28 protein-coding genes are annotated in these 24,368 nt (G+C 71.2%); 20 read left to right on the top strand and 8 right to left on the bottom strand.

Annotated features, from left to right (window positions below; genetic code table 11):
• Nucleotides 1-85: 85 nt before the first annotated feature.
• The 12 genes from YWW_RS29390 to YWW_RS29375 all read left to right on the top strand — a co-directional run bounded on the left by YWW_RS29390 (nucleotide 86) and on the right by YWW_RS29375 (nucleotide 12,815).
• Complete coding sequence (locus YWW_RS29390) at nucleotides 86-646, top strand: hypothetical protein (RefSeq protein WP_051325598.1); 561 nt, start codon at nucleotides 86-88, stop codon at nucleotides 644-646.
• Nucleotides 643-1,734, top strand: coding sequence for an efflux RND transporter periplasmic adaptor subunit (locus YWW_RS0109620; protein ID WP_026929959.1), 1,092 nt, complete (start codon nucleotides 643-645; stop codon nucleotides 1,732-1,734). The genes YWW_RS29390 and YWW_RS0109620 overlap by 4 nt, the downstream gene beginning before the upstream one ends.
• Nucleotides 1,731-2,435, top strand: coding sequence for an ABC transporter ATP-binding protein (locus YWW_RS0109615; RefSeq protein WP_051325597.1), 705 nt, complete (start codon nucleotides 1,731-1,733; stop codon nucleotides 2,433-2,435). Before YWW_RS0109620 ends, YWW_RS0109615 begins: the two co-directional genes overlap by 4 nt.
• Before the next feature lie 27 nt (nucleotides 2,436-2,462).
• Nucleotides 2,463-3,641 (top strand): ABC transporter permease, encoded by a 1,179-nt coding sequence (locus YWW_RS0109610; RefSeq protein WP_035698296.1) that lies wholly within the window; start codon nucleotides 2,463-2,465, stop codon nucleotides 3,639-3,641.
• Between the two features lie 149 nt (nucleotides 3,642-3,790).
• A complete protein-coding gene (locus YWW_RS29385) occupies nucleotides 3,791-5,644 on the top strand; it encodes a DNA polymerase III subunit gamma and tau (RefSeq protein WP_051325596.1) in 1,854 nt (617 codons plus the stop codon).
• Nucleotides 5,645-5,689: 45 nt separating this feature from the next.
• The gene (locus YWW_RS0109600; protein ID WP_026930047.1) at nucleotides 5,690-6,031 is read left to right on the top strand and encodes a YbaB/EbfC family nucleoid-associated protein; all 342 of its coding nucleotides are present in this window, start codon (nucleotides 5,690-5,692) and stop codon (nucleotides 6,029-6,031) included.
• Nucleotides 6,032-6,108: 77 nt separating this feature from the next.
• Complete coding sequence (recR, locus tag YWW_RS0109595) at nucleotides 6,109-6,705, top strand: recombination mediator RecR (protein WP_026929956.1); 597 nt, start codon at nucleotides 6,109-6,111, stop codon at nucleotides 6,703-6,705.
• Nucleotides 6,706-7,206: 501 nt separating this feature from the next.
• Nucleotides 7,207-8,871, top strand: coding sequence for an ABC transporter substrate-binding protein (locus YWW_RS0109590; RefSeq protein ID WP_026929955.1), 1,665 nt, complete (start codon nucleotides 7,207-7,209; stop codon nucleotides 8,869-8,871).
• A 20-nt stretch (nucleotides 8,872-8,891) separates the two neighbouring features.
• The gene (locus YWW_RS0109585) at nucleotides 8,892-9,899 is read left to right on the top strand and encodes an ABC transporter permease (protein WP_026929954.1); all 1,008 of its coding nucleotides are present in this window, start codon (nucleotides 8,892-8,894) and stop codon (nucleotides 9,897-9,899) included.
• Complete coding sequence (locus tag YWW_RS0109580; protein WP_035698298.1) at nucleotides 9,896-10,858, top strand: ABC transporter permease; 963 nt, start codon at nucleotides 9,896-9,898, stop codon at nucleotides 10,856-10,858. The genes YWW_RS0109585 and YWW_RS0109580 overlap by 4 nt, the downstream gene beginning before the upstream one ends.
• Entirely contained in the window at nucleotides 10,858-11,811 is a 954-nt protein-coding gene (locus YWW_RS29380; RefSeq protein ID WP_051325595.1) for an ABC transporter ATP-binding protein, read from the top strand. The genes YWW_RS0109580 and YWW_RS29380 overlap by 1 nt, the downstream gene beginning before the upstream one ends.
• Nucleotides 11,808-12,815: an ABC transporter ATP-binding protein gene (locus YWW_RS29375; protein WP_051325594.1), complete on the top strand. Its 1,008-nt coding sequence runs from the start codon at nucleotides 11,808-11,810 to the stop codon at nucleotides 12,813-12,815. Before YWW_RS29380 ends, YWW_RS29375 begins: the two co-directional genes overlap by 4 nt.
• A gap of 129 nt (nucleotides 12,816-12,944) precedes the next feature.
• On the opposite strand, the gene YWW_RS0109565 is transcribed toward YWW_RS29375, so the two are convergent.
• A complete protein-coding gene (locus YWW_RS0109565; protein WP_026929953.1) occupies nucleotides 12,945-14,042 on the bottom strand; it encodes a hypothetical protein in 1,098 nt (365 codons plus the stop codon).
• A 148-nt stretch (nucleotides 14,043-14,190) separates the two neighbouring features.
• On the opposite strand from YWW_RS0109565, the gene YWW_RS0109560 reads away from it, so the two are divergent.
• Entirely contained in the window at nucleotides 14,191-14,724 is a 534-nt protein-coding gene (locus YWW_RS0109560; protein WP_026929952.1) for a hypothetical protein, read from the top strand.
• A 96-nt stretch (nucleotides 14,725-14,820) separates the two neighbouring features.
• A complete protein-coding gene (locus YWW_RS0109555; RefSeq protein WP_026929951.1) occupies nucleotides 14,821-15,126 on the top strand; it encodes a putative quinol monooxygenase in 306 nt (101 codons plus the stop codon).
• 93 nt (nucleotides 15,127-15,219) lie between these two features.
• Here YWW_RS0109555 and YWW_RS0109550 read toward each other — a convergent pair whose 3' ends face one another.
• On the bottom strand, nucleotides 15,220-15,888 hold the full coding sequence (locus YWW_RS0109550; protein WP_026929950.1) for a hypothetical protein: 669 nt from the start codon (nucleotides 15,886-15,888) through the stop codon (nucleotides 15,220-15,222).
• Between the two features lie 237 nt (nucleotides 15,889-16,125).
• Here YWW_RS0109550 and YWW_RS0109545 point away from each other — a divergent pair, with 237 nt between their 5' ends.
• The 4 genes from YWW_RS0109545 (at nucleotide 16,126) to YWW_RS0109530 (ending at nucleotide 18,598) form a co-directional block, all read left to right on the top strand.
• Nucleotides 16,126-16,344 (top strand): helix-turn-helix domain-containing protein, encoded by a 219-nt coding sequence (locus tag YWW_RS0109545; RefSeq protein ID WP_026929949.1) that lies wholly within the window; start codon nucleotides 16,126-16,128, stop codon nucleotides 16,342-16,344.
• Complete coding sequence (locus tag YWW_RS0109540; RefSeq protein ID WP_026929948.1) at nucleotides 16,341-17,321, top strand: serine hydrolase domain-containing protein; 981 nt, start codon at nucleotides 16,341-16,343, stop codon at nucleotides 17,319-17,321. The genes YWW_RS0109545 and YWW_RS0109540 overlap by 4 nt, the downstream gene beginning before the upstream one ends.
• A 168-nt stretch (nucleotides 17,322-17,489) precedes the next feature.
• The gene (locus tag YWW_RS0109535; protein WP_155830068.1) at nucleotides 17,490-17,765 is read left to right on the top strand and encodes a hypothetical protein; all 276 of its coding nucleotides are present in this window, start codon (nucleotides 17,490-17,492) and stop codon (nucleotides 17,763-17,765) included.
• A 146-nt stretch (nucleotides 17,766-17,911) separates the two neighbouring features.
• Nucleotides 17,912-18,598: a hypothetical protein gene (locus YWW_RS0109530; RefSeq protein ID WP_026929946.1), complete on the top strand. Its 687-nt coding sequence runs from the start codon at nucleotides 17,912-17,914 to the stop codon at nucleotides 18,596-18,598.
• Nucleotides 18,599-18,994: 396 nt separating this feature from the next.
• On the opposite strand, the gene YWW_RS0109525 is transcribed toward YWW_RS0109530, so the two are convergent.
• Entirely contained in the window at nucleotides 18,995-19,597 is a 603-nt protein-coding gene (locus YWW_RS0109525; RefSeq protein ID WP_026929945.1) for a CGNR zinc finger domain-containing protein, read from the bottom strand.
• Between the two features lie 68 nt (nucleotides 19,598-19,665).
• Here YWW_RS0109525 and YWW_RS0109520 point away from each other — a divergent pair, with 68 nt between their 5' ends.
• The gene (locus YWW_RS0109520) at nucleotides 19,666-20,055 is read left to right on the top strand and encodes a RidA family protein (RefSeq protein WP_026929944.1); all 390 of its coding nucleotides are present in this window, start codon (nucleotides 19,666-19,668) and stop codon (nucleotides 20,053-20,055) included.
• 82 nt (nucleotides 20,056-20,137) lie between these two features.
• On the opposite strand, the gene YWW_RS0109515 is transcribed toward YWW_RS0109520, so the two are convergent.
• Nucleotides 20,138-20,995 (bottom strand): alpha/beta fold hydrolase, encoded by an 858-nt coding sequence (locus YWW_RS0109515; protein ID WP_051325593.1) that lies wholly within the window; start codon nucleotides 20,993-20,995, stop codon nucleotides 20,138-20,140.
• A 128-nt stretch (nucleotides 20,996-21,123) separates the two neighbouring features.
• Between YWW_RS0109515 and YWW_RS0109510 the strand changes: the two genes are divergently transcribed.
• Nucleotides 21,124-21,936: a VOC family protein gene (locus tag YWW_RS0109510; protein ID WP_211228494.1), complete on the top strand. Its 813-nt coding sequence runs from the start codon at nucleotides 21,124-21,126 to the stop codon at nucleotides 21,934-21,936.
• A gap of 25 nt (nucleotides 21,937-21,961) precedes the next feature.
• On the opposite strand, the gene YWW_RS0109505 is transcribed toward YWW_RS0109510, so the two are convergent.
• The 4 genes from YWW_RS0109505 to YWW_RS0109490 all read right to left on the bottom strand — a co-directional run bounded on the left by YWW_RS0109505 (nucleotide 21,962) and on the right by YWW_RS0109490 (nucleotide 24,175).
• On the bottom strand, nucleotides 21,962-22,771 hold the full coding sequence (locus tag YWW_RS0109505; protein ID WP_026929941.1) for a MerR family transcriptional regulator: 810 nt from the start codon (nucleotides 22,769-22,771) through the stop codon (nucleotides 21,962-21,964).
• A 44-nt stretch (nucleotides 22,772-22,815) separates the two neighbouring features.
• Nucleotides 22,816-23,301, bottom strand: coding sequence for a VOC family protein (locus tag YWW_RS0109500; protein WP_026929940.1), 486 nt, complete (start codon nucleotides 23,299-23,301; stop codon nucleotides 22,816-22,818).
• 69 nt (nucleotides 23,302-23,370) lie between these two features.
• Nucleotides 23,371-23,877, bottom strand: a complete 507-nt coding sequence (locus YWW_RS0109495) for a hypothetical protein (RefSeq protein WP_026929939.1) — start codon at nucleotides 23,875-23,877, stop codon at nucleotides 23,371-23,373.
• The gene (locus tag YWW_RS0109490) at nucleotides 23,870-24,175 is read right to left on the bottom strand and encodes a hypothetical protein (RefSeq protein WP_026929938.1); all 306 of its coding nucleotides are present in this window, start codon (nucleotides 24,173-24,175) and stop codon (nucleotides 23,870-23,872) included. Before YWW_RS0109490 ends, YWW_RS0109495 begins: the two co-directional genes overlap by 8 nt.
• Between the last annotated feature and the right edge of the window lie 193 nt (nucleotides 24,176-24,368).

The following is a 24,368-nucleotide window of genomic DNA, read 5'->3' as shown; positions in this document are numbered from 1 at the left end:
CTCCGCTTACGGCCGGGAAACGCGCCGGTCGCTGTACTGATGCCGCGGTCGGGACCGTCCCGGCCGCGGACGAGAGGAGAACGAGATGCGCATCAAGACGGCGCTCGTGCTCATCGGCCCGCTGCTGCTGTTCGCGGCCGCGTGCGGCGGCGAAGACGACGGCGGCGGCGTGGCCTCGGCCGACGACGCGACCGCCTCGGCGAGCGCGGAGAACGGGGAGGCCGGCCCCGAGGGCGCCTTCGAGCAGGCCCTCGCCTATTCGGAGTGCATGCGGGAGAACGGCATCGAGGACTTCCCGGACCCCGAGCAGGAGGGCGAGGGCGGGATGTCGCTGTCCCTGCCCGAGGACATCGACTCCGGCAGCGAGGAGTTCAAGGCGGCCGAGGAGGCCTGCGAGGAGCTCATGCCCGGGCCCGGCGAGGGCGACACGATCGACCCGGAGATGTACGAGGCGCTCATCGAATACTCGGAGTGCATGCGGGAGAACGGCGTCGAGGACTTCCCGGACCCCGAACCGAACGGCGGCATCAAGTTCGACGAGGGGTTCACAGAGGACGAGGACTTCGAGGCCGCCGAGGAGACCTGCAGGGGCCTCCGTCCCGAAGGCCCCGAGGAGCCCGGCCTGAACGAGGAAGAGGACGCATGAGCGGCAGGCGCAGAAGAGGCCGCGCCGGGAAGGCCGTGGCCGCCGCCGTGGCGGTCCTCGCGGCCGCCGGAGCCGGGGCCGCCGCGCTCGGATTCGACCTGACCTCCCTGGGGCGCCCCGCCGAGGCCGAGCCGACCGAGGCCGCCCCCCAGACCGCCGAGGTCACCCGGCAGACCCTCACCGAGACCGTCACCGCCGCCGGTGACCTCGACTACGGCGACGCGGTCGCCCTCGGCTGCCGGTTGAACGGCACCATCACCGGCCTGCCCGCCGTCGGCGACGCGATCGGGCGCGGCGAGGAGCTCTACGCGGTCGACGACCGGCCCGTGATCCTGATGTACGGCTCGCTCCCGGCCTACCGGTCCCTCTTCCCCGGCGTCGAGGGCGACGACGTCGAGCAGTTCGAGGAGAACCTCGCCGAGCTCGGCTACGGCGGCTTCACCGTCGACGACGAGTACACCACCAAGACCGCCGCGGCGGTCGAGGAGTGGCAGGAGGACCTCGGCCTGGACGAGACCGGCACCGTCGACCTGGGCCGGATCGCCTACGCCCCGGCGGAGATCAGGGTCGACGCGGTCGAGGCGGCGCTCGGAAGCCAGACCGGCCCCGGCACCGCCGTCCTGGACTACACCGGGCTCGACAAGGTCGTCACCGTCCAGGTCGACCTCGACGACCAGGAACTGGTCGTCATCGGCGAGCCGGTCCGGATCACCCTCCCGGACGGCACCGAGGCCACCGGGACCGTCACCGCCTCCGAGACCGTCACCGTCGAGGGCGAGAGCTCGGACCCGGACGCCGAGTCCGAGACCGTCCTCGAAGTCACCGTCGCCGCCGACGACGCGAGCGTCTTCGACGGGCTCGACCAGGCCGCGGTCGACGTCGGCTTCGCCGGCGACAGCGCCGAGGACGTCCTCACCGTCCCGGTCGAGGCCCTCCTCGGCCTCGCCGAGGGCGGCTACGGCCTCGAGCTCGCGACCGGCGAGACCACCGAGGTCATCGCCGTCGAGACCGGCCTGTTCGCCGACGGCCGCGTGGAGGTCAGCGGCGAGGGCCTCGAAGCGGGCGCCTCGGTGGTGGTGCCGTCATGAGCGCGGTCGCCGGACCCGAGGCGGCGCGGCCGCAGGCCGGGCCGCGGCCGGTGGTCGAGCTCGACGCGGTCTCCAGGTCCTACCCGGGCGGGGTGCGGGCGCTCCGCGAAGTCAGCCTGGGCATCGACGCCGGCGAGATGGTCGCGATCGTCGGGCCCTCCGGCTCGGGCAAGTCCACGATGCTCAACCTGATCGGGACGCTCGACCGGCCCACCGGCGGGAACGTCCGCATCGACGGCTTCGACGTCGCGAAGCTGCGCGACCGGCAGCTGTCGGCGCTGCGGGCCTCCCGCATCGGCTTCGTGTTCCAGCAGTTCCACCTCGCCGTGGGGCAGCGGGTCCTCGACAACGTCGCCGACGGCCTGCTCTACTCGGGCGCGGGCGCCTCCGAGCGGCGGACCAGGGCCGGCGAGGCGCTGGCCCGGGTGGGCCTGGACCACCGCCTCGACCACCTGCCGAACGAGCTGTCCGGCGGTGAGCGGCAGCGGGTCGCCATCGCGCGGGCCGTGGTCGGCGGCCCGGCGCTGCTGCTGGCCGACGAACCGACCGGGAACCTCGACTCGGCCTCGGGGGCCGGGGTGATGGACCTGCTGCGCGAGCTGCACCGCTCGGGTACGACGGTCGTGGTCATCACCCACGACCGCGAGATCGCCGCGTCCCTGCCCCGGCAGGTCGCGATGCGCGACGGGCGGGTGGTCTGAGTGGCCGCCCCGCTCCGCCCGGCGCGGATGCGCCCCGGCGACGTCGTCCGCGTCGGCGCCACCGGCCTGCGCACCCGCCCGCTGCGGGTGTGGCTGTCGGCCCTGGGGATCGCCATCGGCATCGCCGCGATGATCAGCGTCGTCGGGATCTCCTCGTCCAGCCGCGCCGAACTCGACCGGCAGCTCGCCGCGCTCGGGACCAACCTGCTCACCGTCGCGCCCGGCACCTCCATGCTCAGCGGCGAGGAGGGGGCCCTGCCGGTCGAGTCGGTCGAGATGATCGCCCGGATAGCCCCGGTCTACGAGGTGGCGGCGACCGGGGACGTGTCGGATGCGGACGTCTACCGCACCGACCGCATCCCGGAGGGGCGGACCGGCGGGCTGAGCGTGCGCGCGGCCGAGCTCGGCCTCCTGGACACCGTCGGCGCCGAACTGGCCGACGGGGTCTGGCTGAACGCGGCCACCGCGCGGTACCCGGCGGCGGTGCTCGGCGCGAGCGCCGCCGAGCAACTGGGCGTCACCGGCGTCGGCGACGGCGTCGAGGTCTACCTCGGCGGGCAGTGGTTCACCGTCGTCGGCGTCCTCGAACCGGTGGCGCTGGCCCCCGAACTGGACCTGTCGGTCCTGGTCGGCTGGGAGGCCGCGGCGGCCCACCTCGGCTTCGACGGGCACCCGACGACGGTCTACACCCGCTCGGAGGACGCCTACGTCGAGCAGGTCGCCGCCGTGCTGGCGACGACCGCGAACCCCGAGGCGCCCGACGAGGTCTCGGTCTCGCGGCCCTCGGACGCGCTGGAGGCGCAGCAGGCCGTGGACACCGCGTTCACCGGGATGCTGCTCGGCCTCGGCGCGGTCGCGCTGCTGGTCGGCGGCGTCGGCGTCGCGAACACGATGGTGATCTCGGTGCTGGAGCGGCGCTCGGAGATCGGCCTGCGGCGCTCCCTGGGGGCGACGCGGGGCCAGATCCGGCTCCAGTTCCTGACCGAGTCGCTCCTGCTCTCGGCGCTCGGCGGCGTCGGCGGGATCCTCATCGGCACCGCCGTGACCGCGCTGTACGCCTCCTCGCGGGAGTGGCCCGCCGTGGTGCCCGCCTGGGCCTCGGGCGGCGGCCTGGCCGCGACGCTCCTCATCGGCGCGACAGCCGGGCTCTACCCGGCGATCCGGGCCTCGCGGCTCTCGCCGACCGAGGCGCTGACGGCGTCGTGAGCGGGCCCGCCGCCTCGGGCCGATCCGCGGCCCGAGGCGGCGGGCGCCCGTGTGCCCCCGGCGGCAACCCGGCCGGTCGGAGCCCGCATTGTCGGAGCCACGCCGTATCGTGGCTGCAAGGCAGAGCAGACTGAGAGCTGGAGGAAGCCGTGGCACTCGCGCTGTACCGCAAATACCGGCCGCAGACCTTCGCCGAAGTCGTCGGCCAGGAGCACGTCACCGAGCCGCTCATCAACGCGATCGGCGCCGGGCGCCTCAACCACGCCTACCTCTTCTCCGGGCCGAGAGGCTGCGGCAAGACCTCGTCGGCGCGGATCCTCGCCCGCTCCCTCAACTGCGCCGCCGGGCCCACCCCCACCCCGTGCGGCGAATGCGGCTCCTGCCGGGCGCTGGCGGCCGACGGGCACGGCTCGGTCGACGTCATCGAGATCGACGCGGCCTCCCACGGCGGCGTCGACGACGCCCGCGAGCTGCGCGAACGCGCCGTGTTCGCGCCCGTGGACTCGCGCTACAAGATCTACATCATCGACGAGGCCCACATGGTCACCGCGGCGGGCTTCAACGCGCTGCTCAAGCTCGTCGAGGAGCCGCCGGACTACGTCCTGTTCATCTTCGCCACCACCGAGCCGGACAAGGTCCTGCCGACGATCCGCTCGCGCACCCACCACTACCCGTTCCGGCTCATCCCGCCGCCGTCGATGCGCGAGCTGTGCAAGAAGCTGTGCGAGGAAGAGGGCGCAAAGGTCGACGAGGACGTCTACCCGCTCGTCGTGCGCGCCGGAGGCGGCTCGGCGCGGGACACGCTCTCGGTGCTCGACCAGCTCATCGCCGGTGCCGGAGCCGAGGGCGTCACCTACGAGCGGGCCGCGGCGCTGCTCGGCGTCACCGACGGCGGGCTGCTCGACGAGATGTGCGAGGCCTTCGCCGCCGCCGACGGCGCGGCCGTCATGGAGGTCGTCGAGCGCGTCGTCGAAGGCGGGCACGACCCGCGCCGCTTCGCCGGTGACCTGCTCGAGCGGCTGCGGGACCTCATCGTCGTCAACCAGGTGCCCGACGCGACCTCCAGCGGCCTCATCGACGCCCCGGCCGACCAGCTCTCCCGCATGACCAGCCAGGCCACCCGCATGGGCACCTCGATGCTGACGCGGATGGCCGAGGTCGTCGCCGACGGCCTGGCCGGGATGCGCGGGGCCACCGCGCCGCGGCTGCTGCTCGAACTGGCGTGCGTGCGGGCGATCCTGCCCGGCGCCGACGAGTCGATGGCCGGGCTCCTGCAGCGCCTCGAGATGCTCGAGCAGCGCGGCGCCGTCGCGGCCGCGCCGGTGACGCCGGTGGCCCGCCCCGTGGAGCGCCCGGCCGAGCGAGCCCCGGAACGCCCGGCCGGACGCGCCGCCGAAGCCGAGGCGCCCGAGCGGCCCGCCGCGGAGCCCGAGCCCGCCGCCGCGCCGGTCGAGGCCGCCGCGCCCGAGGCCGAGCCCGAATCCGAGGCGCCCGCGCCGGTCGCGCCGCCCGCCGGGCCCGAGCCGGCCGGCGACGGCGTCACCGCCGCCTCGATCCGGCGCCAGTGGGACCGGATCATGATGGCGATGAAGGACCGCAAGAAGACCACCGCCGCGATCCTGTCGGAGGCCACCGTCGCCGACGCCTCCGACGGCGAGGTGGTGCTGGTGTTCAAGCACGCCTTCCACGCCGGGGCCCTCCAGAAGGAGCCCGCCTACGGGACCGTCGCCGAGGTCTTCGGCGAGGTCCTCGGCGGCTCGTGGAAGGTCCGCTGCGAAGTGGGGGAGGCGGCGCAGATCCCGAAGTCGTCCCCAAAAGCGCAGGCGGCCCCGCCTCCTAGGCAGCGGCCGCAGGCGCCGGCGTCCGAGGAGCCGCCGCCGGAGGACTACGACGAGCCCTCGCCGGACGACCCGGTGGCGCCCGGTTCCTTCGGCACCAGCGAGGAGCAGGCGGTCAAGCTGCTCGCCCAAGCGTTCGGGGCGAAGCAGATTCAGAGCCACTAGGCTTGACGCACCACCACGACGTTCGAGTTCAAGGAAGTGATGCACATGTTCCCCGGTGGCGGAGACATGCAGAAACTGCTCCAGCAAGCGCAGCAGATGCAGGCCGACTACATGCAGGCCCAGCAGGAACTCGCCTCCTCCGAGGTCACCGCCTCCGCGGGCGGCGGCCTGGTGAGCGCGACCGTGACGGGCGACGGCGAGCTCAAGGGCGTCAAGATCGACCCCAAGGCCGTCGACCCCGACGACGTCGAGACCCTCGAAGACCTCGTGCTGGCGGCCGTGCAGGCGGCCACCGAGGACGCCAAGCGCCTGGCCGAGCAGAAGATGGGCCCGCTCGGCGACGCCCTCGGCGGGCTCGGCGGCGGCCTCGGCCTGCCCGGCATGTGACCATCGGGGATCGATCCCACCTCCTGTAGGACCTCACCTATAGGATCCAGTTTCGCTCGCTCGGGAGAAGGAGAACCGTGTACGACGGCGCATTGGGCGACCTCATCGAGGAATTGGGGCAGTTGCCGGGCATCGGCCCGAAGAGCGCCCAGCGTCTCGCCTTCCACCTGCTCGCGGCCGAGAAGGTCGAGGTCGAGCGGCTCGTCTCGGCGCTGCACCGCGTCAAGGAGCAGGTGCGGTTCTGCGAGGTGTGCGGCAACGTCTCGGAGTCCGAGCGGTGCGGCATCTGCCGCGACCAGCGCCGCAGCGAGGAGCAGATCTGCGTGGTCGAGGAGCCGAAGGACGTCCTCGCCGTCGAGCGGACCGGCGAGTTCCGGGGCCGCTACCACGTCCTCGGGGGCGCGATCAACCCGCTCGAGGGCATCGGCCCCGACGACCTGCGCATCCGCTCGCTCATGACGCGGCTCCAGAGCGGGGAGACCAAGGAGATCATCCTCGCCACCGACCCGAACACCGAGGGCGAGGCCACCGCCACCTACCTGGCGATGCTGGTCAAGCCCATGGGGTTCAAGGTGACGCGCCTGGCGAGCGGCCTGCCCGTCGGCGGCGACCTCGAGTACGCCGACGAGGTCACCCTCGGCAGGGCGTTCTCGGGTCGCCGCGACGTCGACTGACCGGCGAAGCGCCGCCTGCGGCACAGCGGCCGCCTTGTACCGCCGCGCCGTGACGAGGCCGCGCTCGCGGGCGTGCTCCAAGGGGCCCCGCGTCATCGCCTGAAGGCACGGCGTTCGAAGCCGGTCCGTGCCGCCGCGCCGAGGAGGCCGTCCTCGGCGCAGCGCCCGCCTCCGGTCTCGCGGTGGCGGGCGGGCCGGGGCCGCCGCAGGCGGCGACCGGCCGATGCCTCCACGCCCGCGGCTGCCGAGCGGCGCCGCTGCCCGTCCCTTGAGGAGACCTCGCCGCCCGGCGGGCGGGCCTGCGCGCCCCCGCGTGCCGTTTCTGGGAACCATTGCGGCCCAACGCATCTATTCGGAAGTGAAGGTTGCGCACAATTGGTAACAATAGTTGCCGATCTGGTCACGGTTGCATAACACTTAATAGTGGCCCAGCTCACCGAGTAATACGCTGTCAGGTACCTCCCAGTACCCAACGATCGACGGGTGAGAAAACCTATGCGCATGTCTCGAACATCTCCGACCCGACGCGCCGTCGGCGCTGCGGCGAGCGCGGTACTCGCGCTGGGCCTCATCGCCGCGTGTGCCAGCGAACGGGATAGCGGTGAGGATCTCAACGAGACCCAGCCGTTCATCTTCGGCAGCCCCGGCGACCCATCGTCGATGGACCCCGTCTTCGCCTCCGACGGCGAGACCTTCCGCGTCACCCGCCAGGTCTTCGACACGCTCCTGGACCACGACGGCACCGAGATCGTCCCCGGCCTGGCCGAGAGCTACGAGCAGAACCCCGAAGGCACCGAGTGGACCTTCAACCTGCGCGAAGGCGTGACCTTCCACGATGGCACGGAGCTCGACGGCGCCGCGGTCTGCGCGAACTTCGACCGCTGGTACAACTTCACCGGCGGCTACCAGTCCCCGAACTACACCTACTACTACTCCAGCTTCTTCGGCGGCTTCGCCGAGAACGACCCCGACATGGGCATCGAGGCCGAGTCGATCTACGCCGGCTGCGAGGCCGACGGGCTCACCGCCACCATCAGCCTCACCGAGTACACGGCCAACTTCCCCGGCGCGTTCACCATGGCGACCACCGCGATCGTCAGCCCCGCCTCGCTGGAGCAGATCACCGACGACGAGGTCGTCACCGCCGAGGACCCGCTCCCCGAGTACACCCAGACCGCCGGCGTCCTCGCCGGGACCGGGCCGTACGAGCTCACCGAGTGGGACCACGGCGAGCAGGCCATCACCCTGGAGCGCTACGACGACTACTGGGGCGAGCCGGCGAAGGTCAAGACCCTGATCTTCCGCACCATCTCGGACGAGACCGCCCGCCGCCAGGCCCTGGAGGCCGGCGACATCCACGGCTACGACCTGGTCGCGCCCGCCGACGTGCAGCCGCTGATCGACGCCGGATTCCAGGTCCCGATCCGCGACGTGTTCAACGTCCTCTACATGACCTACCAGCAGCAGACCGCTCCGCTCGACAACCACGACGTCCGCGTGGCACTCTCGCACGCGATCGACCGCCAGCGCATCGTCGACTCGGTGCTCCCGCCGGGCGGCGAGGTCGCCACCCAGTTCATCCCGCCGACGATCGAGGGCTGGTCCGAGGACGTGACCACCTACGAGTACGACCCGCAGCTGGCGATGGACATGCTGGCCGCGGCCGGCCAGGAGGACATGACCGTCGAGTTCTGCTACCCGACCGACGTCACCCGGCCCTACATGCCGGCGCCGAAGGACATCTTCGACATCATCGCCGCCGACCTCGAGGCCGTCGGCGTGACCGTCGAGGCGACGCCGATCACCTGGGTGGACTACATCCCCGCCACGCGCAGCGGCGAATGCGGCCTGTACCTGCTGGGCTGGACCGGCGACTTCACCGACGCCTTCAACTTCCTGGGCACCTGGTTCTCCTCCGAGACCACCGAGTGGGGCTTCAACGAGCCGGAGATCTTCGACGGCCTCGCCGCGGCCGCCGCCGAGCCCGACCCGGAGGTCCGCGCCGAGATGTGGGCCGAGCTGAACGTCACGATCATGGACCAGCTGCCCGGGCTGCCGATCTCCAGCTCGCCGCCGTCGATCGCGTTCGCCCCGAACGTGGAGCCGATGGAGGTCTCACCGCTCACGCAGGAGGACTTTTCCGATCTGTCGTTCGCTGCCGAGTAACACCGATCAGTTAGCCGAATATGCTGCGTTACACGATCAAGCGCCTCCTGCAGCTGGCGGTGGCGTTGTTGGGACTGTCGCTGCTGCTGTTCGCGTGGTTCAAAGCCCTGCCGGGCGGACCCGAGAACCGCATGCTCCCCGACAACGCCACCGACCAGCAGCGGGAGGCGCTGCGGCAGGCACTGGGTCTGGACGAGCCGATCTGGACCCAGTACGGCGAGTTCCTCTCCCGCATCGTCCGCCTCGACTTCGGCTCCTCGCTGTCGAGCGGTCGGCCCATCGGGACGGAACTCGCCGAACGCCTGCCCGCCACCATCGAACTGTCCATGTGGGCCATCGTCATCGCCGTCGGCGTCGGCATCCCGCTCGGTTACCTGGCCGCCCGCAAGCGCGGTTCGTGGCTCGACTTCACGGCCGTCTCCGGTTCGCTCGTCGGGATCTGCATCCCGGTGTTCTTCCTGGCCGCGATGCTGAAAGTCGTGTTCGCGCAGGAGCTCGCCTGGCTTCCGACCGCGTTCCGGCTCTCCCCGGGCCTGGCGTACACCGAGATCACCGGCCTGCGGGTCCTCGACGGCATCCTGACCGGCGAGTTCGACGTCGCCTGGGACGCCGCGCAGCACCTGGTGCTGCCGGCGGTCGCGCTCGCGTCGATCCCCTTGGCCGTCATCGTCCGCATCACCCGCGCGAGCGTGCTCGAAGTGGTGGGCGAGGACTACGTCCGCACCGCCGACGCCAAGGGCCTCAAGCCGGCGACGATCCGCGGGCGGCACGTCATGAAGAACGCGATGCTCCCGGTCGTCACCGTGATCGGCCTGCTGCTCGGCAGCCTGTTCGCCGGCGCGGTGCTCACCGAGAGCGTGTTCGCCTTCGGCGGCATCGGCTCGTTCATCTACCAGGCCACCACCGAACGCGACTATCCGGCGCTGATGGGCTTCATCCTCGTCATCGCCGTGTCCTATGTGGTGCTGAACCTGATCGTGGACCTGTCCTACGGCTTCCTCGACCCGAGAGTGAGGGTGCGATCGTGACACTCGCGAAGATCGAACGCCTCGACCGCCTCGTCGAGGCCAGCGCCACCGCGCGCGAAGCCGAGTCCGGGTCGCTCTGGCGCCAGTCGCTGCGGCGCATGCGGCGCTCGCCGATGGCCCTCGTCGGCGCGTCCATCGTCGGGCTCTTCCTCGTCGTCGCGGTCTTCGGCCCGTGGATCGCGCCCTACAGCCCCACGGCCCAGAGCTGGGGCGACGAGGTCTTCCTCAACCAGAACATCTTCCCCGGGCCCCGGGCCGAGAACTGGTTCGGGCTCGACCACCTCGGCCGCGACATGTTCTCCCGCATGATCGTCGGCGCGAGGCAGACCATGCTCGTCGGCGTCGTCGCCACCCTCATCGGCTTCGCCGCCGGGGCCCTGGTCGGCGGCGTCGCCGCCGCCGCGGGCAGCTTCGGCGGCCGGTGGGGCGAGCGGATCGAGGCGGTCATCATGCGCACCGTCGACATCGCCCTGGCGATCCCGATGCTGCTGCTCGCGCTCAGCGTCGCCGCGCTCCTCGGCCCGAGCCTGTCGACGGTCATGATCGCCGTCGGCGTCGCGCAGATCCCGATCTTCGCGCGGCTCCTGCGCGGCTCGATGCTCGCGCAGGCGCACTCGGACTACGTGCTCGCCGCGATCTCCCTCGGCGTCCCCAAGAGCCGCATCGTCCTGACGCACATCTTCCCCAACTCGCTCGGGCCGGTGATCGTGCAGGCCACGCTCGTGCTGGCCACGGCGATCATCGAGGCGGCGGCGCTGTCGTACCTCGGCCTCGGCAACCCCGACCCGGGCACGCCCGAGTGGGGGACCATGCTCGCCGACGCGCAGCGGTTCCTCTCGGGCGCACCGCAACTGGCGATCTACCCGGCCGTCGGCATCATCATCACCGCGCTCGGCTTCACCCTCCTGGGCGAGGCCATGCGCGAATCGCTCGACCCGAGGTTGAGGAGGCAGCAGTAGTGGCACTGTTGGAAGTGGAGGACCTGCGGGTCGCCTTCGGCGGCACCACCGCCGTCGATGGCGTCGACTTCCAGGTCGACCAGGGCCAAGTGGTGGGCCTGGTCGGCGAGTCCGGCTGCGGCAAGTCGGTGACGAGCCTGGCGATCATGGGGCTCCTCCCCAGGCGCGGTGCCACCGTGTCCGGCAGGGCCCGCTTCGACGGCGTCGACCTGCTCACGCTGCCGCGATCGGACATGCGCCGCCGCCGCGGCTCGGACCTGGCGATGGTCTTCCAGGACCCGCTCTCGAGCCTCAACCCGGTCGTCAAGATCGGCACCCAGATCACCGAGGTCCTCGAACGCCACCGCGGCCTGCGCGGCGAGGCGGCGACGAAGGAGGCCGAGCACCTGCTCGACCGCGTCGGCATCCCCGACCCGCGCCGCCGCCTGGGGGAGTACCCCCACCAGCTGTCCGGCGGGATGCGCCAGCGGGTCCTCATCGCGATCGCCGTGGCGTGCGCGCCGCGGCTCCTCATCGCGGACGAGCCGACCACGGCGCTCGACGTGACGATCCAGGCGCAGATCCTGGAGCTGCTGAAGGATCTCGTCGACGCCGAAGGGACGGCGCTGCTCATGATCACCCACGACCTGGGGGTCGTGGCGGGGCTGTGCGACGAGGTCAACGTGCTCTACTCGGGGCGCGTCGTCGAGTCGGCGACGGCGCCGGACCTGTTCGCCCTCCCGACCCACCCGTACACCGTCGGCCTGCTGAACTCGATCCCGAGGCTGGACCTGCCGATCCACGAGCCGCTCAAGCCGATCCGCGGCTCGATCGCGGACGTGATCCGCTGGCAGGACGGCTGCGCGTTCGCGCCCCGGTGCGACCGCGTCACCGAGAAATGCGTGGAGGGCGAGCCGCCGCTGATCGGCGCGAGCCACTTCCACCGCTGCGTCATGGCCGAGGAGGTCGCATGAGCGTCGACACCGTCACCGAAGGCGAGACCGAGACGGCGCTGCTGACCGTCGACGACGTCAAGGTCCACTTCCCGATCCGCCGCGGCATCGTCGTGGAGCGCACCGTCGGCCACGTCAGGGCCGTCGACGGGGTGAGCCTGAGCATCGACGCGGGCAAGACCTACGGCCTGGTCGGCGAGTCCGGCTGCGGCAAGACCACGCTCGGGCGGGCCGTGCTGCGCCTGGAGGAGCCGACCGCCGGGACGGTGACCCTCGGGGACACCGAGGTGACCGGGCTGCGGCCGGAGCGCCTGCGGCGCTTCCGCTCGAAGATGCAGATGGTCTTCCAGGACCCGCTCGGCTCGCTCAACCCCAGGCACAATGTGGAGATGCTGCTGGCCGAGCCGCTGAAGGTCCACGGCGTGGGCAGCAAGACCGAGCGGCGCGACCTCGCCAGGGAGACCCTGGAGGCGGTGGGCCTGCCGGTCTCGGTGCTGGAGCGCTACCCGCACGAGTTCTCCGGCGGGCAGCGCCAGCGGCTCGGGATCGCCCGCGCCCTGATGCTGCGCCCGGACCTGATCGTGTGCGACGAGCCGGTGAGCGCCCTGGACGTGTCGATCCAGGCGCAGGTGATGAACCTGCTCGACGAGCTCCAGGACGAGTTCGGCTTGACGTACCTGGTGATCGCGCACGACCTGGCCGTGGTCCGGCACCTGTCGGACCGGGTCGGCGTGATGTACCTCGGCAAGCTCGTCGAGGAGGCCGACTCGGAGACGATCTACGAGCACCCGCGGCACCCGTACACGAAGGCCCTGCTGTCGGCGGTGCCGCAGCCGGATCCGGAGGTCGAGGCGAGCCGGGAGCGGATCATCCTGACAGGCGACCTGCCGTCCCCGGCGAACCCGCCTTCGGGCTGCCGCTTCAGGACGAGGTGCCCGTGGGCGCAGGATGTCTGCGCCGAGAAGGAACCGGAATGGCGCGAGGCCGCGAGCGGCCACAAGGTGGCGTGTCACTTCGATCTGTGATCGAACGGACGGCACAGTGATCTCTGATCGAATCAAAGGCACGGTGATCTTTGATCGAACGGACGGCGCAGCGATCTGCGATCGAATCAAGAACACAGCGATCCGTGAACGTGCGGGGCGCCGACGGCACTAGCCGTCGGCGCCCTCTTCGGTGAAGGGGACGATCGCGGCGTAGACGTCCTCGGGCGAGGGCTCGACCAGGATCCGGGCGACCGCGCCTTCGAGGAGCGTCGGGCAGTGCGAGTCGTCCGGCTGGGGCTTGACCGAGACCTCTCCCACGCGTTCGTGGGTGGCCGCCTCGTACACGACGAAGTCGAAGGTGACCGCGTAGGCGTCGACGGTCGAGCCCTCGACGTCCCCGTCGGCGGAGAACTCGGAGTACTCGCACACGTCGACCCGGTCCCCGAGCCGCGCCTCGCCGCAGGCGATCAGCGCCGCGTCGCGCTCGTCCTCGGGCGAGGCGACCTCGGGCTCCTGGGTCTCCTCGTCCGTCGCCTCGTACATGTCGCCGTCCCTGTCGACCCAGTCCACGATGGCGTGATCGCCGGTGCCGTCGAAGCGCGGCGAGTCCTCGAACGTCATGTCCTCGTCCGAGCAGAAGCGCTCCAGGTGCTCGGCGTTCTCGGGAATGCTCACGGGCAGCGGGACGAACATCCAGACGTAGAGCGGCACGAGCACGAGCGCGACCGCCCCGAGCGCCAGCGCCCCTCCCGACAGCGGCGACTTCGGCATGAGGCCGTCGACGAGCGCCCGCCGCAGTGAGCCGCTGCCGCCGAACTCGTCGAGCCGCGTGTGCACCTTCGCGCCGCCGTGGGCCTCGTCGTTCCACACCAGTCGCAGGTTCGGGGTGTCCCAGCGGATCTCGACGTCCCGCCCGGCGGTCAGGACGACCGGCTCGACCGCGCTCGGCCCGCCGTTCCGGGGCCTGATGAGGACGCCGTGCTCGTGGAGGTCGAGGCGCAGCCGGCCGCGGACGTCGGGCATGACCGGCATTGCGGCGAAGTGGTTGTAGGCCAGCCCGAGCACGAGGCCGAGCGGGGCCAGCACGGCCCACAGCCGGTAGGACAGCTCCAGATCGTTCTCGCCGTAGTAGGACACGAGCGCGATCAGACTCCCGATGACGGCGCCGTATCCGGGCCAGGGGCTCTTCCGCCGTTGGCGGTACGTTCGCAGCTTCCGTCCGAGTCCGGCTCGCCGCGCCGCCGACGCGCCGTCTTCATCGCGCATGGGGGATCCGATCTCGTGAGCGGTTCGGGGGCATTGCCGATCGTACTGACCCACCGCCGGGAGGAGTCCCCGCGCGACGGCGCGGCCCTTGGCGGACAATGCGGGGAACCCCTTGGACCCCCGCCGCTCCGACCGAACGGAACAGATGATGACCCCCGAGCATGTCCGTGACGCCGCCGCGTTGGCCGCGGTGTTCGGCTTCTTCGCCATGGCGTGGTTCGGCTGGGCGCAGGAGCAGCCGCCCTCGCGCTGGCTGTGGCCGCTGCGCGCCGGCTCGATCCTCAGCGGCCTGGTGCTGATCGGCGGCGTGCTGCTGGCGTGGCGGTACTGGTCGGACGGGACCGTCTTCGACGAGCGGGTCGGCCAGACGTTCGGGATCGTCGTCGGCGTCGAGTTCGCCGCCGCCGGTCTCGGTGCGGGCCTGCTGGCCTGGCGAAAGCGCGCCGAGCTCATCTCGGCGTGGATCGCCTTCGTCGTCGGCGTCCACCTGTTCCCGGTCGCCGCCGTCCTGGAGATCCCCTCAGTGCACGTCACCGGGGCGCTGATCACCGCCGCCTCGATCGGTGCGGTGTTCCTCGCACGCGCCAAGGGGATCACGCCGAGCGCGGTCGTCGGCGCCATGGTCGGCCCGGTCCTGCTGGTCTCGGCCGCGGTGTCGCTGGCCGACGCCCTGACCCGCTAGCCGCCGGTCCGGACGCCGATGAATCTTCGGCGCCGAGTTCGTCTCAACAGGTGTCACCCGTGGGGCTGTTGGAGCCCTTGAGGAAGGAGACCAATCATGCGAGTCATCGTCGCCGGACCGGTCTACGTCGATCCCGCGGAGCGGGACCGATTCGTCGAGGGCCACCGCGCCCTGGTCGAAGGGGCGCGCAAGGCCCCGGGCTGTCTCGATATGTCGATCTCGCCCGATCCGGTCGAGGCCGGTCGGGTGAACGTCTTCGAGTGCTGGGAATCGAAGGAGGCGCTGGAGGCGTGGCGCGCGAGGGCGCCCCGGCCCTCGACCGAGGCGGCCATCGGCGAGGACCGGGTGTCCAAGCACGACATCGCGCGTTCGGGGCCGCCCTTCGACTGCGCATCTCGGTAGAGCACTCGCCGCGCTCGACGGGACGGCCGAGAGCGCGGGCAGGTGCGGTGGGGCCGGGGCACGGTTCCAGACCGGGACTGTACGGTCCGGATCTCAAAGGCCGAACAACGCGCTCACTCGCCGAGCCGTGTCGTCTTCGGTCATGGTCGTGTCGACCTCGATGACGTGCAGTCCAAGACGGCGGGTCTCCTCGCGCACCCTGCCGGTGAACAGGCGGTCGCGTTCGGCGATGTTGCGCCCCGCCCGCTCGGAATCGCTGGTCCGGTGGACGAAGCCCGGTCCGGCGTCGGTCCGTCCGTGGATCGCCGCATGCCGGAACTCCGGTGTGGGCAGCAGCCAAACCGCCTGATCGAGCGAGGCGAGGAGCGGTCGCACCAGCGGCGGCAGCAGGCGGAACCCCTCGACGATGACACCGGGGCTCGCCGGAAGGCGCAGGAGGTCTTCGACGATGAGGTCGAAGCCCTCCCCGCGGAACCAGTGGAAGGTCTCGAACATCGTCTCCGGGGAGCGGTCCACCCACCGCTGGTCCATGCTCATGGCCATGAACCGGTGCAGGAGCGGCGCCCGCTCCGCGGAGCTTCGGCGGGCGTGGTCCGACATCACATCGTCGGTCGCATACAGGCGCAAGCCGTGCTCGTCCGCGAGCCGAGCGGCGGTGGTGGACTTGCCGGCCCCGCTGCCTCCCCCGATCCAGCGGACATGCCGCAGGCGTTCCCGCAGTTCACTGTCCTCGTCCGTTGTCACATGCCCGCCGGTTTCCATACGCTCACCTTAGGGACGGGGCCGAAGTTCCAGCCGCGCGGTGCAGTGCCGCCGACTCTGTCGGGCTTCGCGGATCCGCTCTCAGGTCGCCCGCGCAAGGCGGCAGTGAGCGCGGTGGGGTGGGCCGTCGCCAGCTGCGTCTCGGGCGTGCTCCGGCCTGTCCCGGATCCGGGCGGGTGCGCATGACGGTCGTCAACCTCAGTTGACGATGGGCGGAACGTCAACTATGGTTGACGCATGGACACCGAAGCGTTCACCGCCCTGGCGGCGTCGACCGCCGACCCCGACCCGTTGCGGGCTCTGCGGGCCGTGGCGCGGGCGCGCGCCGAGACCGAGCGTCTCGAGGCCGTGCTGGTGCGGCGCGCGCGCAACGACGGCGCCAGCTGGGCGCAGATCGCCGCCGTCCTAGGCGTCTCGAAGCAGGCCGTCCACAAGAAGCACGGCGGCCGGTCGTGACCGCTGTGACCGGCGGTGATGAGCGACTCGCCGCCAGGCTCAGCGCGTTGCCGGGGCCCGCTCACCGGGTCGCCGCCGCGGCCGTGGTCACGCCCGGCGCGGCGAGAACGGCCGGCCTCGGCACCGGTCTTGAGGCCGATTTCGAGATCGGCTCGATCAGCAAGGGCGTCACCGGGTTGCTGTACGCCGAAGCGATCGCGCGAGGCGAGATCGAGCCCACGACGAGACTGGCGGAGCTGCTCCCGTTGGAGGGCACCCCGGTCGGCCGGGTGACGCTGGAGTCGCTGAGCACGCACCGGTCGGGTCTGCCGTCGCTGCCATCCTCCTCGCACCCGCTCAGGCGCACCCTCGCCCTGTGGCGACACGGCGCCAACCCCTATGGCGAGGATCTCGCGCAGCTCCTCGACCAGGCCCGCGGCGTACGGCTCGGCAGGCCTCGGCCCCGCTACTCCAACTTCGGGTTCGAACTGCTGGGCCACGCCCTCGCCGGCGCCGCCGCCACGACCTATGCCGCACTCCTGCGCGAGCGGATCACCGAGCCGCTGGGACTCGACCGCTGCTACGCCCCGGCCGGGGCCGACGAGCTGCGACCCGGCGCGCTGCACGGCACAAGCCGCCGCGGGCGGCCCCGCGGGACCTGGACCGGCGAAGCTGTCGCGCCGGCGGGCGGCATCCGGGCCTCCATCGGCGCCATGGCCCGCTTGACCGGTGCGCTGCTCGATGGCACCGCCCCCGGCGTCACGGCGCTCGATCCGATCGCGCCCTTCGGCGCCGGTTCCCGCATCGGCGCCGCATGGATCACGATCCGGGTGAAAGGCCGGGACATCACCTGGCACAACGGCGGCACCGGTGGCTTCCGGTCGTGGCTGGGGCTCGACCGCGACGCGGGCGTCGGCGTCGTGATCCTCTCGGCCACCGCCGCCTCGGTCGATCGATACGGCTTCGCTCTCCTGGCCGATCACCGCACCGCGGCCTGAACCCCGCCGTCGACCGTCTGCGGCACATGCCAGGGCCGAAGGAGCGCTGGTGCCGGCCTCTCGCCGGTAGGCGGGGCACCGCCGCCCGGATCGGTTCGGGTCACTTCCGCCAGAACAGGCGGTGTGTCACGCCGCTCGGACCGGGCAGGACTTCGTGGTGCCCGTCCCGTGACCACCGACCTGCCAGCGCCTGCCGGGCCTGCCCAGGCTGAGCGCGCCATCGACAAAGGGGGGCGGATCATGGTCGGCGGTCAACGAATGAAGCTCGGAAAACGCAACGTCGGCAAGCAGGTCGCGGTCGTCATCGAGGACGGCTGCTTCCACATCATGTACGGGGCAGAAGAACTCGCTGTCCGACAATGCAAGACCACCGGGCCATTGGCCGGGATCAAGACGACCAGCAAGTCCCAGAACCCCGAACCGAGACCGCCTAAGGCCCCGTAGTCCTGACCCTGAGACCGCCCTCGAAGTGTCAACGATGTCCCAAGGACGAAGGGCCAAAGAGGTCCTGAGCCTTTGCACCCGTAATGATCACCCCACCGATCGGCGCCGGTTTCTCTTACACTTGAAGGAGTTCGAGTGGAGGCCCCATGCTCGCCAAGAAATACGGATACTGGGTATCGGAGCGCGCGGCAGCCGACCACCCGGCGACGATGCAGTGGATCCAGGGCGGAGCCCGAAAGGTCCGACGCGTCGGTTGGTTCGTCTTCACCGGCGGGATCGCACTTTCCATCGGGGGTGCTGCCTACGCATGGAACACCGACATCAGCGTCCTACTGATGGTCGCCATGCTGGTCCTCCCGTTCCCTTTCGCCGGACTCGCCATTTTGCTTACCCAGCGCCGGCGAAGGATGCTGAAAAAACTTCCCCAGCTCACCGAACATCCCTGGCAGGCATGGCCATGCCAGGTGGCAAGCGACCCGACCATCCGGCTCCCCCGCGAGGTGCGGCGACCGGGCCTCCTTGCCGCCAGGATCACCCTGCTCGACCCCGACCAGCGGCCTGTGCGGCGTTTCCATGGGGCCATGTGGATGGACACGTGGCAGCGCACACCTGACGGCTTCGGCGTGCTCTGGATCAGCGGTGATCTCCGTACGCGGATCGCCGTCGCCGAACCCGGAGGAGCACCGTTCAGTTTCATGCGCCCGATTCCCGAAGATGGCGCCTCCTCGGACATCCAGGACAAGCCGACGCTGCTCGACGCCGCCGCCGAGGCAGCGATCAGGGAGGCAGGCGCGGCAGCCACCAGGCACTTCCTCAACTCGATGGGCTGGTAGTGCCGCTGCCGGTATCAGTCCCGATGGATCCAGATGCCGACACGGGACGTACTTCTCCTTCTAGACGGCCCCGAACCTTTCAGGCAAGTGGTGGTCGAGTCGCCCCTTGTCCCAGGCACATGAATGAGCGCGCGGCGATTCACAGGCGCGGGTCGACCGGTTCGGATTCGAGCGTGAGGATCGCGAACACGTACTGGTGCGCCTGCCACAGGGGGCCCCTTCACGACCAGATCGAGCGCTTCGAGGCCAGTGCGGGGAAGATTCTTTGTGGGCCAGGGTGATCGATTCTGATTCTATCGCTCGGTCTGGTCGGTGATGCGATCGCCGAAGTAGAGGGCGAACGCTTGGAGGGCCTTATTCCAGCTGGCGGCCTTCCGGTTTCGCCCTAGGACTCTGTCACCGCTCACCGGCCTGTCGGGCGCGGTGGGCTCGGACCTTGTGGCGGTTGCCGCACCGTTCCATCGAGCACCAGCGCCGCGCGCCGGGGCGGGAGGAGTCGACGAACACCAGCGGGCAGTCGTCGCTCGCGCACTCGCGGATGCGTTCGGCGAGCGGCCCGGACAGCAGTTCGATCATCTCCCGCGCCAGTGTCGACAGCGCTTGCGCCGTCCGCACCGGCGGCGCCCATCCGGCGGTGGTGCCGTCGGCGGCGAGTTCGGGGGCCAGCGGCGCGGCTGCGGCGGTCCGGTTGAGGACCGCGACGGCCTTGTCGGGGAGGGGCCGGCCCGCCGCCCGCGCGTGGGCGGTGTCCCAGATCGCCTGGCGGAGCGTCTTCGCCGCGCTCAGGTCGCGTGGCGTGACGGGATCCGCGGTCGCCGCGGACAGTGGAGGCTGAGACAGCCATTCTCCCAGGTCGGCGGGCTTGTGGAGGGTCTCGAACACCGCGTACCGGCCCTCGCCTCCGGTGTGGGCGAAGTCGAGGCAGACCGCTCCGGCGTCGAACCAGAACGATCCCCCTTTGGGGTCGTGCAGTCGTCGTCCGGTTCCATCTCGTCGCATGAAACCAGTATAATAGGTTTCATCGAACGAACCACTTTAACTGGTTACGTCAGTCCAGGAGGCAAGCCATGGCAGTCAGACACATCAACCCCGAGGGGCTCCACCGCAGCCCGGCGTTCAGCCAGGCCGTCGTGGTCGAGCAGCCGACGAAGACGATCTACATCGGCGGGCAGAACGGCGTCGACGCCGAAGGCGAGGTCGTCGGCCCCACGGTCAGAGAGCAGTCCGTGCAGGTGTTCCGCAACCTCGCGACCATCCTCGAAAGCGAGGGCGCCAGCCTGGCGAACATCGTCCACTGGAGGATCGCCACGGTCGAGGGCAACTCCTTCGAGGAGGGCGTGGCCGCCTTCCAGGAAGTGTGGAACCGCGAGGACCCGCCGCCGGCGATCACGGTCCACGTCGTCTCGGCCCTCGGGCCGGGAGTCCTCGTCGAGATCGACGCCGTCGCCGTCGTCTGAGCGCCGCGGGGCCTTCCGCCGGCCGGTGGAAGGCCCCGCCGGGAAGTGAGATCAGGGCCTTCGGCCGGTGCCGGTCAGCGGATCACCGCAGCCATTCCAGGACGAGCCTCGCGACCTCGTCGGGGCGGTCGAGGTGCATGAAGTGCCCCGCGTCCGGCAGGGTCTCCACTCTGGAGCCGGGCGCCAGACCGGCCTCCGCGTCGGCGAAGGCGGACGGCGGTATGCAGCCGTCCTCCGCCCCGGCGAGCACCATCATGGGGACCGAGGCCGGCTCCTCGGTGGTCGCGGCCAGCTCGGCGAGGCCCGGGTCGTGCAGCGAGGTGTCGAAATTGGCGCGGTAGATCCGCAAGGCGTTGGCCGCCAAGGCGGCGTCCTCGTACACGGCGTGGACGCGCTCGCGATGCCCGCCGGGGTCCAGGCCGGGGGACCAGGTCGCCCACAGGTAGTCGACGAGCTTCCGGTTCAGCGTCATCTCGGCGACGCCGGGCACCTGGAACAGCCACATGTAGAACAGCCGCTTGAGCTGGGCGGGGTCGTCGAACATGCCGGTCACGGCCGCCGGCGGCGGCACCGCCATGGTCACCGCGCTCCGCACCAGCTCCGGCCAGGCCGCGGCCGTGCGGGCCACCATGCCGGCTCCGATGTCGTGGCCGATCATGTCGACGCCTTCGGGGTTCAGCGCGCGGGCCACGGCGGCGGCGTCCGCGGCCAGTGTGAGGCCGTCGGCGTAGGCCATGGCGTCGGCGTGCGCGGGGTGGTGGCCGCGGAGGAACGGCGCCACGACCCGGCGCCCGGCCGCCGCGAGGCGCTCGGCGAGCGGCCCGAAGGTGGCCGGATGGTCGGGGAATCCGTGCCAGCACACCACGACGGGGCCGTCTCCGGCCGCCAGCGCGGGGAATTCCAGTCGCTCGGTGGCGATGACGATCTCCGCGAACTCCATCGCGCCATCCTAGTGCCCCGGGGAGGCCGCCGGTGTCCCTTGAGCGCGTCACTCCGGCCTTTCAGCCGTTCCGTCATCGATCAGGAATCGAGAAGCACCGGCCCGCCGACGGCCGTAGCGTGGCCATTATGGAAACGAACACGATGCTCTCGCTCGACGTCATCACGCTCGGCACGCCCGATGTGCGGGCCGCGCACGACTTCTACACCGGGGTGCTCGCACCCCTCGTCGCCGACTACGGCGAATGGGTCGACCTCGACATGCACGGGACCGGCCATGTCGGCCTGTACGGGACCGAGAACCTCGCCGCCGACGCGGGCGCCGAAGGCGCCCCGTCCGGATTCCGCGGCTACGTCGTCTCGTACGTCCTCAAGCAGCCCAGCGAGGTCGAGGCCGTGGTCGAGGCCGCCGGGCGGCACGGCGCGAAGGTCCTCAAACCCGCGAAGAAGGCGCTGTTCGGCGCCTTCTCCGGCGTCTTCGAGGCGCCGGACGGCTCGATCTGGAAGGTCTCGGCGCCCACCAAGAAGGACACCGGCCCCGCGGGGGAGCCTCCGGTGCCGACCGAGACCGCGGCGCTCCTCGGCGTCGCCGAACCGAAGCGGTCCAAGACCTTCTACGAGACCCTCGGCATGACGACCGACCGGGACTACGGCGACCAGTACATCGACTTCCTCCCGGCCGCCGGGACGTGCCGGTTCGGCCTGATGACGCGTGCGGCGCTCGCGAAGGACGTCGGCGCCGACGAGGGCGGCGCCGGCTTCCGCGCGGTGGCCTTCAACCGCACGGCCGCCTCCCGCGCCGATGTCGACGCCCTCATGGAGCGGGCCGACGCCGCCGGCGGCCGGATCGCCACACCTGCGGTGGAACAGGAATGGGGCGGCTACTCGGGGCATTTCACCGACCCCGACGGCTTCCTGTGGAAGGTGGCCTGCGCGCAATAGCGGGCCGCGCGGCGGGGAGAGCCGCTCACTCCCAGACGGCGGTCTCGGGGTCGACGCCGTGGGCCCTGGCGTTCGCGAAGATCGCATCGCGCAGCCACCGCGTCAGCCCCGGCGCCATCGCGTCGTAGTACTCGGCGAACCCCGCCTCGTCGACGTACCTGCGCCCGATGCAGACGTGCATCGAGTGCGTGCAGTCGAAGTACGCCGAGAGCTGCCGCCGGTGCCGCTCGGCCAGGGCCGCCGCCCGCTCGGAGCCGGGCGCGAGCCCGGCCCGCACGGCCGCGGCCAGCTCGGCGTTCAGGGCGTCGACGTCGGCCGCGTGCCCCTTCCAGTCCAGCGGCGACATCGTGGCGGCCCGCTCGGCGTACTGCCGCCACTGCGCGGTGTCACCCCAGCGCCGCTCGGCCTCCTCGGCCCACTCGGGCCGCCACTGGTCGCCGAAGATCTCGACCTGCTCCCGCGGCGTGAGCAGGAGGCCGCGGCGCGAGGCGTCCAGCATGCGGTCGACGGCGCCGACCATGTGCTCCAGGCGGCCGATGCGCTCCAGCAGCTGCGAGCGCTGCCGACGCAGGTGCTCGCGCGCGTCGACGTCCGGGTCGTCGAGGAGCCGGCCGATCGCGGCGAGCTCGAACCCCAGCTCGCGGTAGACCAGGACCCGGTGCACCCGGGCGATGTCCTCGCCCGAGTACACCCGGTACCCGGCGGTGGTGCGGCTGCCGGGGCGGACGAGGCCGATCTCGTCCCAGTGGTGCAAGGTCTTCACGCTGACCCCGACCAGCGCCGCCGCCTGGCCGACGGTGAGGCCCTCGGAGGCGGCCGATTCATACGCGGGCATCGGCCCATTGTCGCGCCCCTCGCCGCCGAGGACCGCCTGGACCGTCATACGAAGTCGAAGCCCATCTCGCGCATGGCGGCACCCTTCTCACCGTCGCGGTCGAGCGGCTTGGCGGCCGTCATCACGACCCGCGCCCCTTCGGGGGTGACGATCGTGGCGTCGATGGTGTTCCACGGCGTCTCGGCCGGTCCGGTGACGGAGCCGGGCGCGATCTCCTCGCAGCGGGCCGCGATGCCGTCGACCTCGTTCATGACGCACGCGAAGCTGACGCTGATCGCGGGCGCCTCCTCGGCCGGCTCGCCGGGCACCAGGAGGACGTCCTGGAAGGCCCAGCGCCGCAGGTGCGTGAGCTGGTCGGGGATCGAGAACAGGTCGATGAAGCCGAGCCCGCGCATCCAGAAGTCCTTCGACGCGGCGAAGTCGGCGGTGGGGATGTTGACGAACATCGGCATGGGATAGAACTCGCGGTACGGCTCGGGAGCGGGTGTGTCCGGGCCGGCGGGCGGTACTGGGCTGGTGTATTCGCTCATGCCCCGATCGTGAAGCCTCCGGCCGCGTCAGGGTCAAGGCCGAACGCCGGCAGGGCGGGGTGAACCCGCTCACCCCGGCCCGGCGGCGAAGGGGCGGCTCCTCGCCCGACCTGCCGAAGCGGCCGGGGGAGCGGAGGCGGGCCGGTCGATCTCCACCATGATCGACCGGCCCGCGGGCCCTCGCCGCGGCCCTGGGGGTCGCCGCGCGAGGACATGGGGTCGGGTGCGGCGGCACAGCGGGAGGTGCTGTGAAGGCTGCGAACGACGACAACGGTCGGCCCGCCGCCGCACCCGAGTCGCTAAGCGTTCGATGACCTTGCGGGCCTCGGCCTCGATCCAGGCGCACCACTCGTCGCCGTTCCAGGCACCGTGCCAGCGCGGTTCGGAGCCGGGCTGGTCGGCGAAGACGCAGACGGGGCCGGGGCCGTTGCCGTCCGAGCACATGACGCGGTAGCGGTCGGGTTTGACGGCGATGCGGAAGACGGTGAAGATCGCCGGGCCGCGGCGGAACTCGCCGAGGTAGGCCCCGTCGGGTTCGATCGGCTCGGGGCCGCTCGGGTCGGGTCGTTCAGCCATTGCAGACCCGCACTCTGCCCACGGCGGGCTTGGTGCCGTTGTAGAACACCATGAACGCCTCGGCCTCGCACCATTCGCGCCATTCCTCGGAGGCGGTGATCCAGTTGAGGCCCCAGGTGGCCTTGAGGGTGCCCGAGTTGATCCCGGAGACGACCAGGACGATTTCGGCCACGCTCTCGGCGTCGTAGACCTGGAACGAGTCCGGTACGTCCTCGGAGGAGGCGCGGACCGAGAAAGTGCGGGCGCCGTCCGAGAACGTTCCGCGCTCAATTGAGTCCGGTATGGATGTTCTGGTCATTTCCGTGTCCCCACCTCGATGCGATCGGTTCGCAATTTAACTGCTGTAGTGAATGTGCCGGAAGTCGCGTGTCGACTTTCCGACACGACGACTCCCGGGCCTTCCCCACCTGTCGCAAGCCGTATGGAAGTGCTTGCGCTGAACTCAATCTAAGCGGCGTTTTCGCAGGTCGCAAGGGGACACGAGACGCTAC

Source organism: Glycomyces tenuis DSM 44171 (assembly GCF_000427885.1).
Taxonomy (GTDB): Bacteria; Actinomycetota; Actinomycetes; order Mycobacteriales; family Micromonosporaceae; genus Glycomyces; species Glycomyces tenuis.
Note: the sequence above shows the minus strand (reverse complement) of the source record. Positions and strands in the feature narration are given on the sequence as shown.

Bases quoted from the DNA above. Each gene is read 5' to 3' on its own strand.
- YWW_RS29390 (WP_051325598.1), top strand. From the start codon at position 86: ATGCGCATCAAGACGGCGCTCGTGCTCATCGGCCCGCTGCTGCTGTTC.
- YWW_RS0109620 (WP_026929959.1), top strand. From the start codon at position 643: ATGAGCGGCAGGCGCAGAAGAGGCCGCGCCGGGAAGGCCGTGGCCGCC.
- YWW_RS0109615 (WP_051325597.1), top strand. From the start codon at position 1,731: ATGAGCGCGGTCGCCGGACCCGAGGCGGCGCGGCCGCAGGCCGGGCCG.
- YWW_RS0109610 (WP_035698296.1), top strand. From the start codon at position 2,463: ATGCGCCCCGGCGACGTCGTCCGCGTCGGCGCCACCGGCCTGCGCACC.
- YWW_RS0109600 (WP_026930047.1), top strand. From the start codon at position 5,690: ATGTTCCCCGGTGGCGGAGACATGCAGAAACTGCTCCAGCAAGCGCAG.
- YWW_RS0109590 (WP_026929955.1), top strand. From the start codon at position 7,207: ATGTCTCGAACATCTCCGACCCGACGCGCCGTCGGCGCTGCGGCGAGC.
- YWW_RS0109585 (WP_026929954.1), top strand. From the start codon at position 8,892: ATGCTGCGTTACACGATCAAGCGCCTCCTGCAGCTGGCGGTGGCGTTG.
- YWW_RS29375 (WP_051325594.1), top strand. From the start codon at position 11,808: ATGAGCGTCGACACCGTCACCGAAGGCGAGACCGAGACGGCGCTGCTG.
- YWW_RS0109565 (WP_026929953.1), bottom strand. From the start codon at position 14,042: ATGCGCGATGAAGACGGCGCGTCGGCGGCGCGGCGAGCCGGACTCGGA.
- YWW_RS0109560 (WP_026929952.1), top strand. From the start codon at position 14,191: ATGACCCCCGAGCATGTCCGTGACGCCGCCGCGTTGGCCGCGGTGTTC.
- YWW_RS0109555 (WP_026929951.1), top strand. From the start codon at position 14,821: ATGCGAGTCATCGTCGCCGGACCGGTCTACGTCGATCCCGCGGAGCGG.
- YWW_RS0109550 (WP_026929950.1), bottom strand. From the start codon at position 15,888: ATGGAAACCGGCGGGCATGTGACAACGGACGAGGACAGTGAACTGCGG.
- YWW_RS0109545 (WP_026929949.1), top strand. From the start codon at position 16,126: ATGGACACCGAAGCGTTCACCGCCCTGGCGGCGTCGACCGCCGACCCC.
- YWW_RS0109530 (WP_026929946.1), top strand. From the start codon at position 17,912: ATGCTCGCCAAGAAATACGGATACTGGGTATCGGAGCGCGCGGCAGCC.
- YWW_RS0109525 (WP_026929945.1), bottom strand. From the start codon at position 19,597: ATGCGACGAGATGGAACCGGACGACGACTGCACGACCCCAAAGGGGGA.
- YWW_RS0109520 (WP_026929944.1), top strand. From the start codon at position 19,666: ATGGCAGTCAGACACATCAACCCCGAGGGGCTCCACCGCAGCCCGGCG.
- YWW_RS0109515 (WP_051325593.1), bottom strand. From the start codon at position 20,995: ATGGAGTTCGCGGAGATCGTCATCGCCACCGAGCGACTGGAATTCCCC.
- YWW_RS0109510 (WP_211228494.1), top strand. From the start codon at position 21,124: ATGGAAACGAACACGATGCTCTCGCTCGACGTCATCACGCTCGGCACG.
- YWW_RS0109505 (WP_026929941.1), bottom strand. From the start codon at position 22,771: ATGCCCGCGTATGAATCGGCCGCCTCCGAGGGCCTCACCGTCGGCCAG.
- YWW_RS0109500 (WP_026929940.1), bottom strand. From the start codon at position 23,301: ATGAGCGAATACACCAGCCCAGTACCGCCCGCCGGCCCGGACACACCC.
- YWW_RS0109495 (WP_026929939.1), bottom strand. From the start codon at position 23,877: ATGGCTGAACGACCCGACCCGAGCGGCCCCGAGCCGATCGAACCCGAC.
- YWW_RS0109490 (WP_026929938.1), bottom strand. From the start codon at position 24,175: ATGACCAGAACATCCATACCGGACTCAATTGAGCGCGGAACGTTCTCG.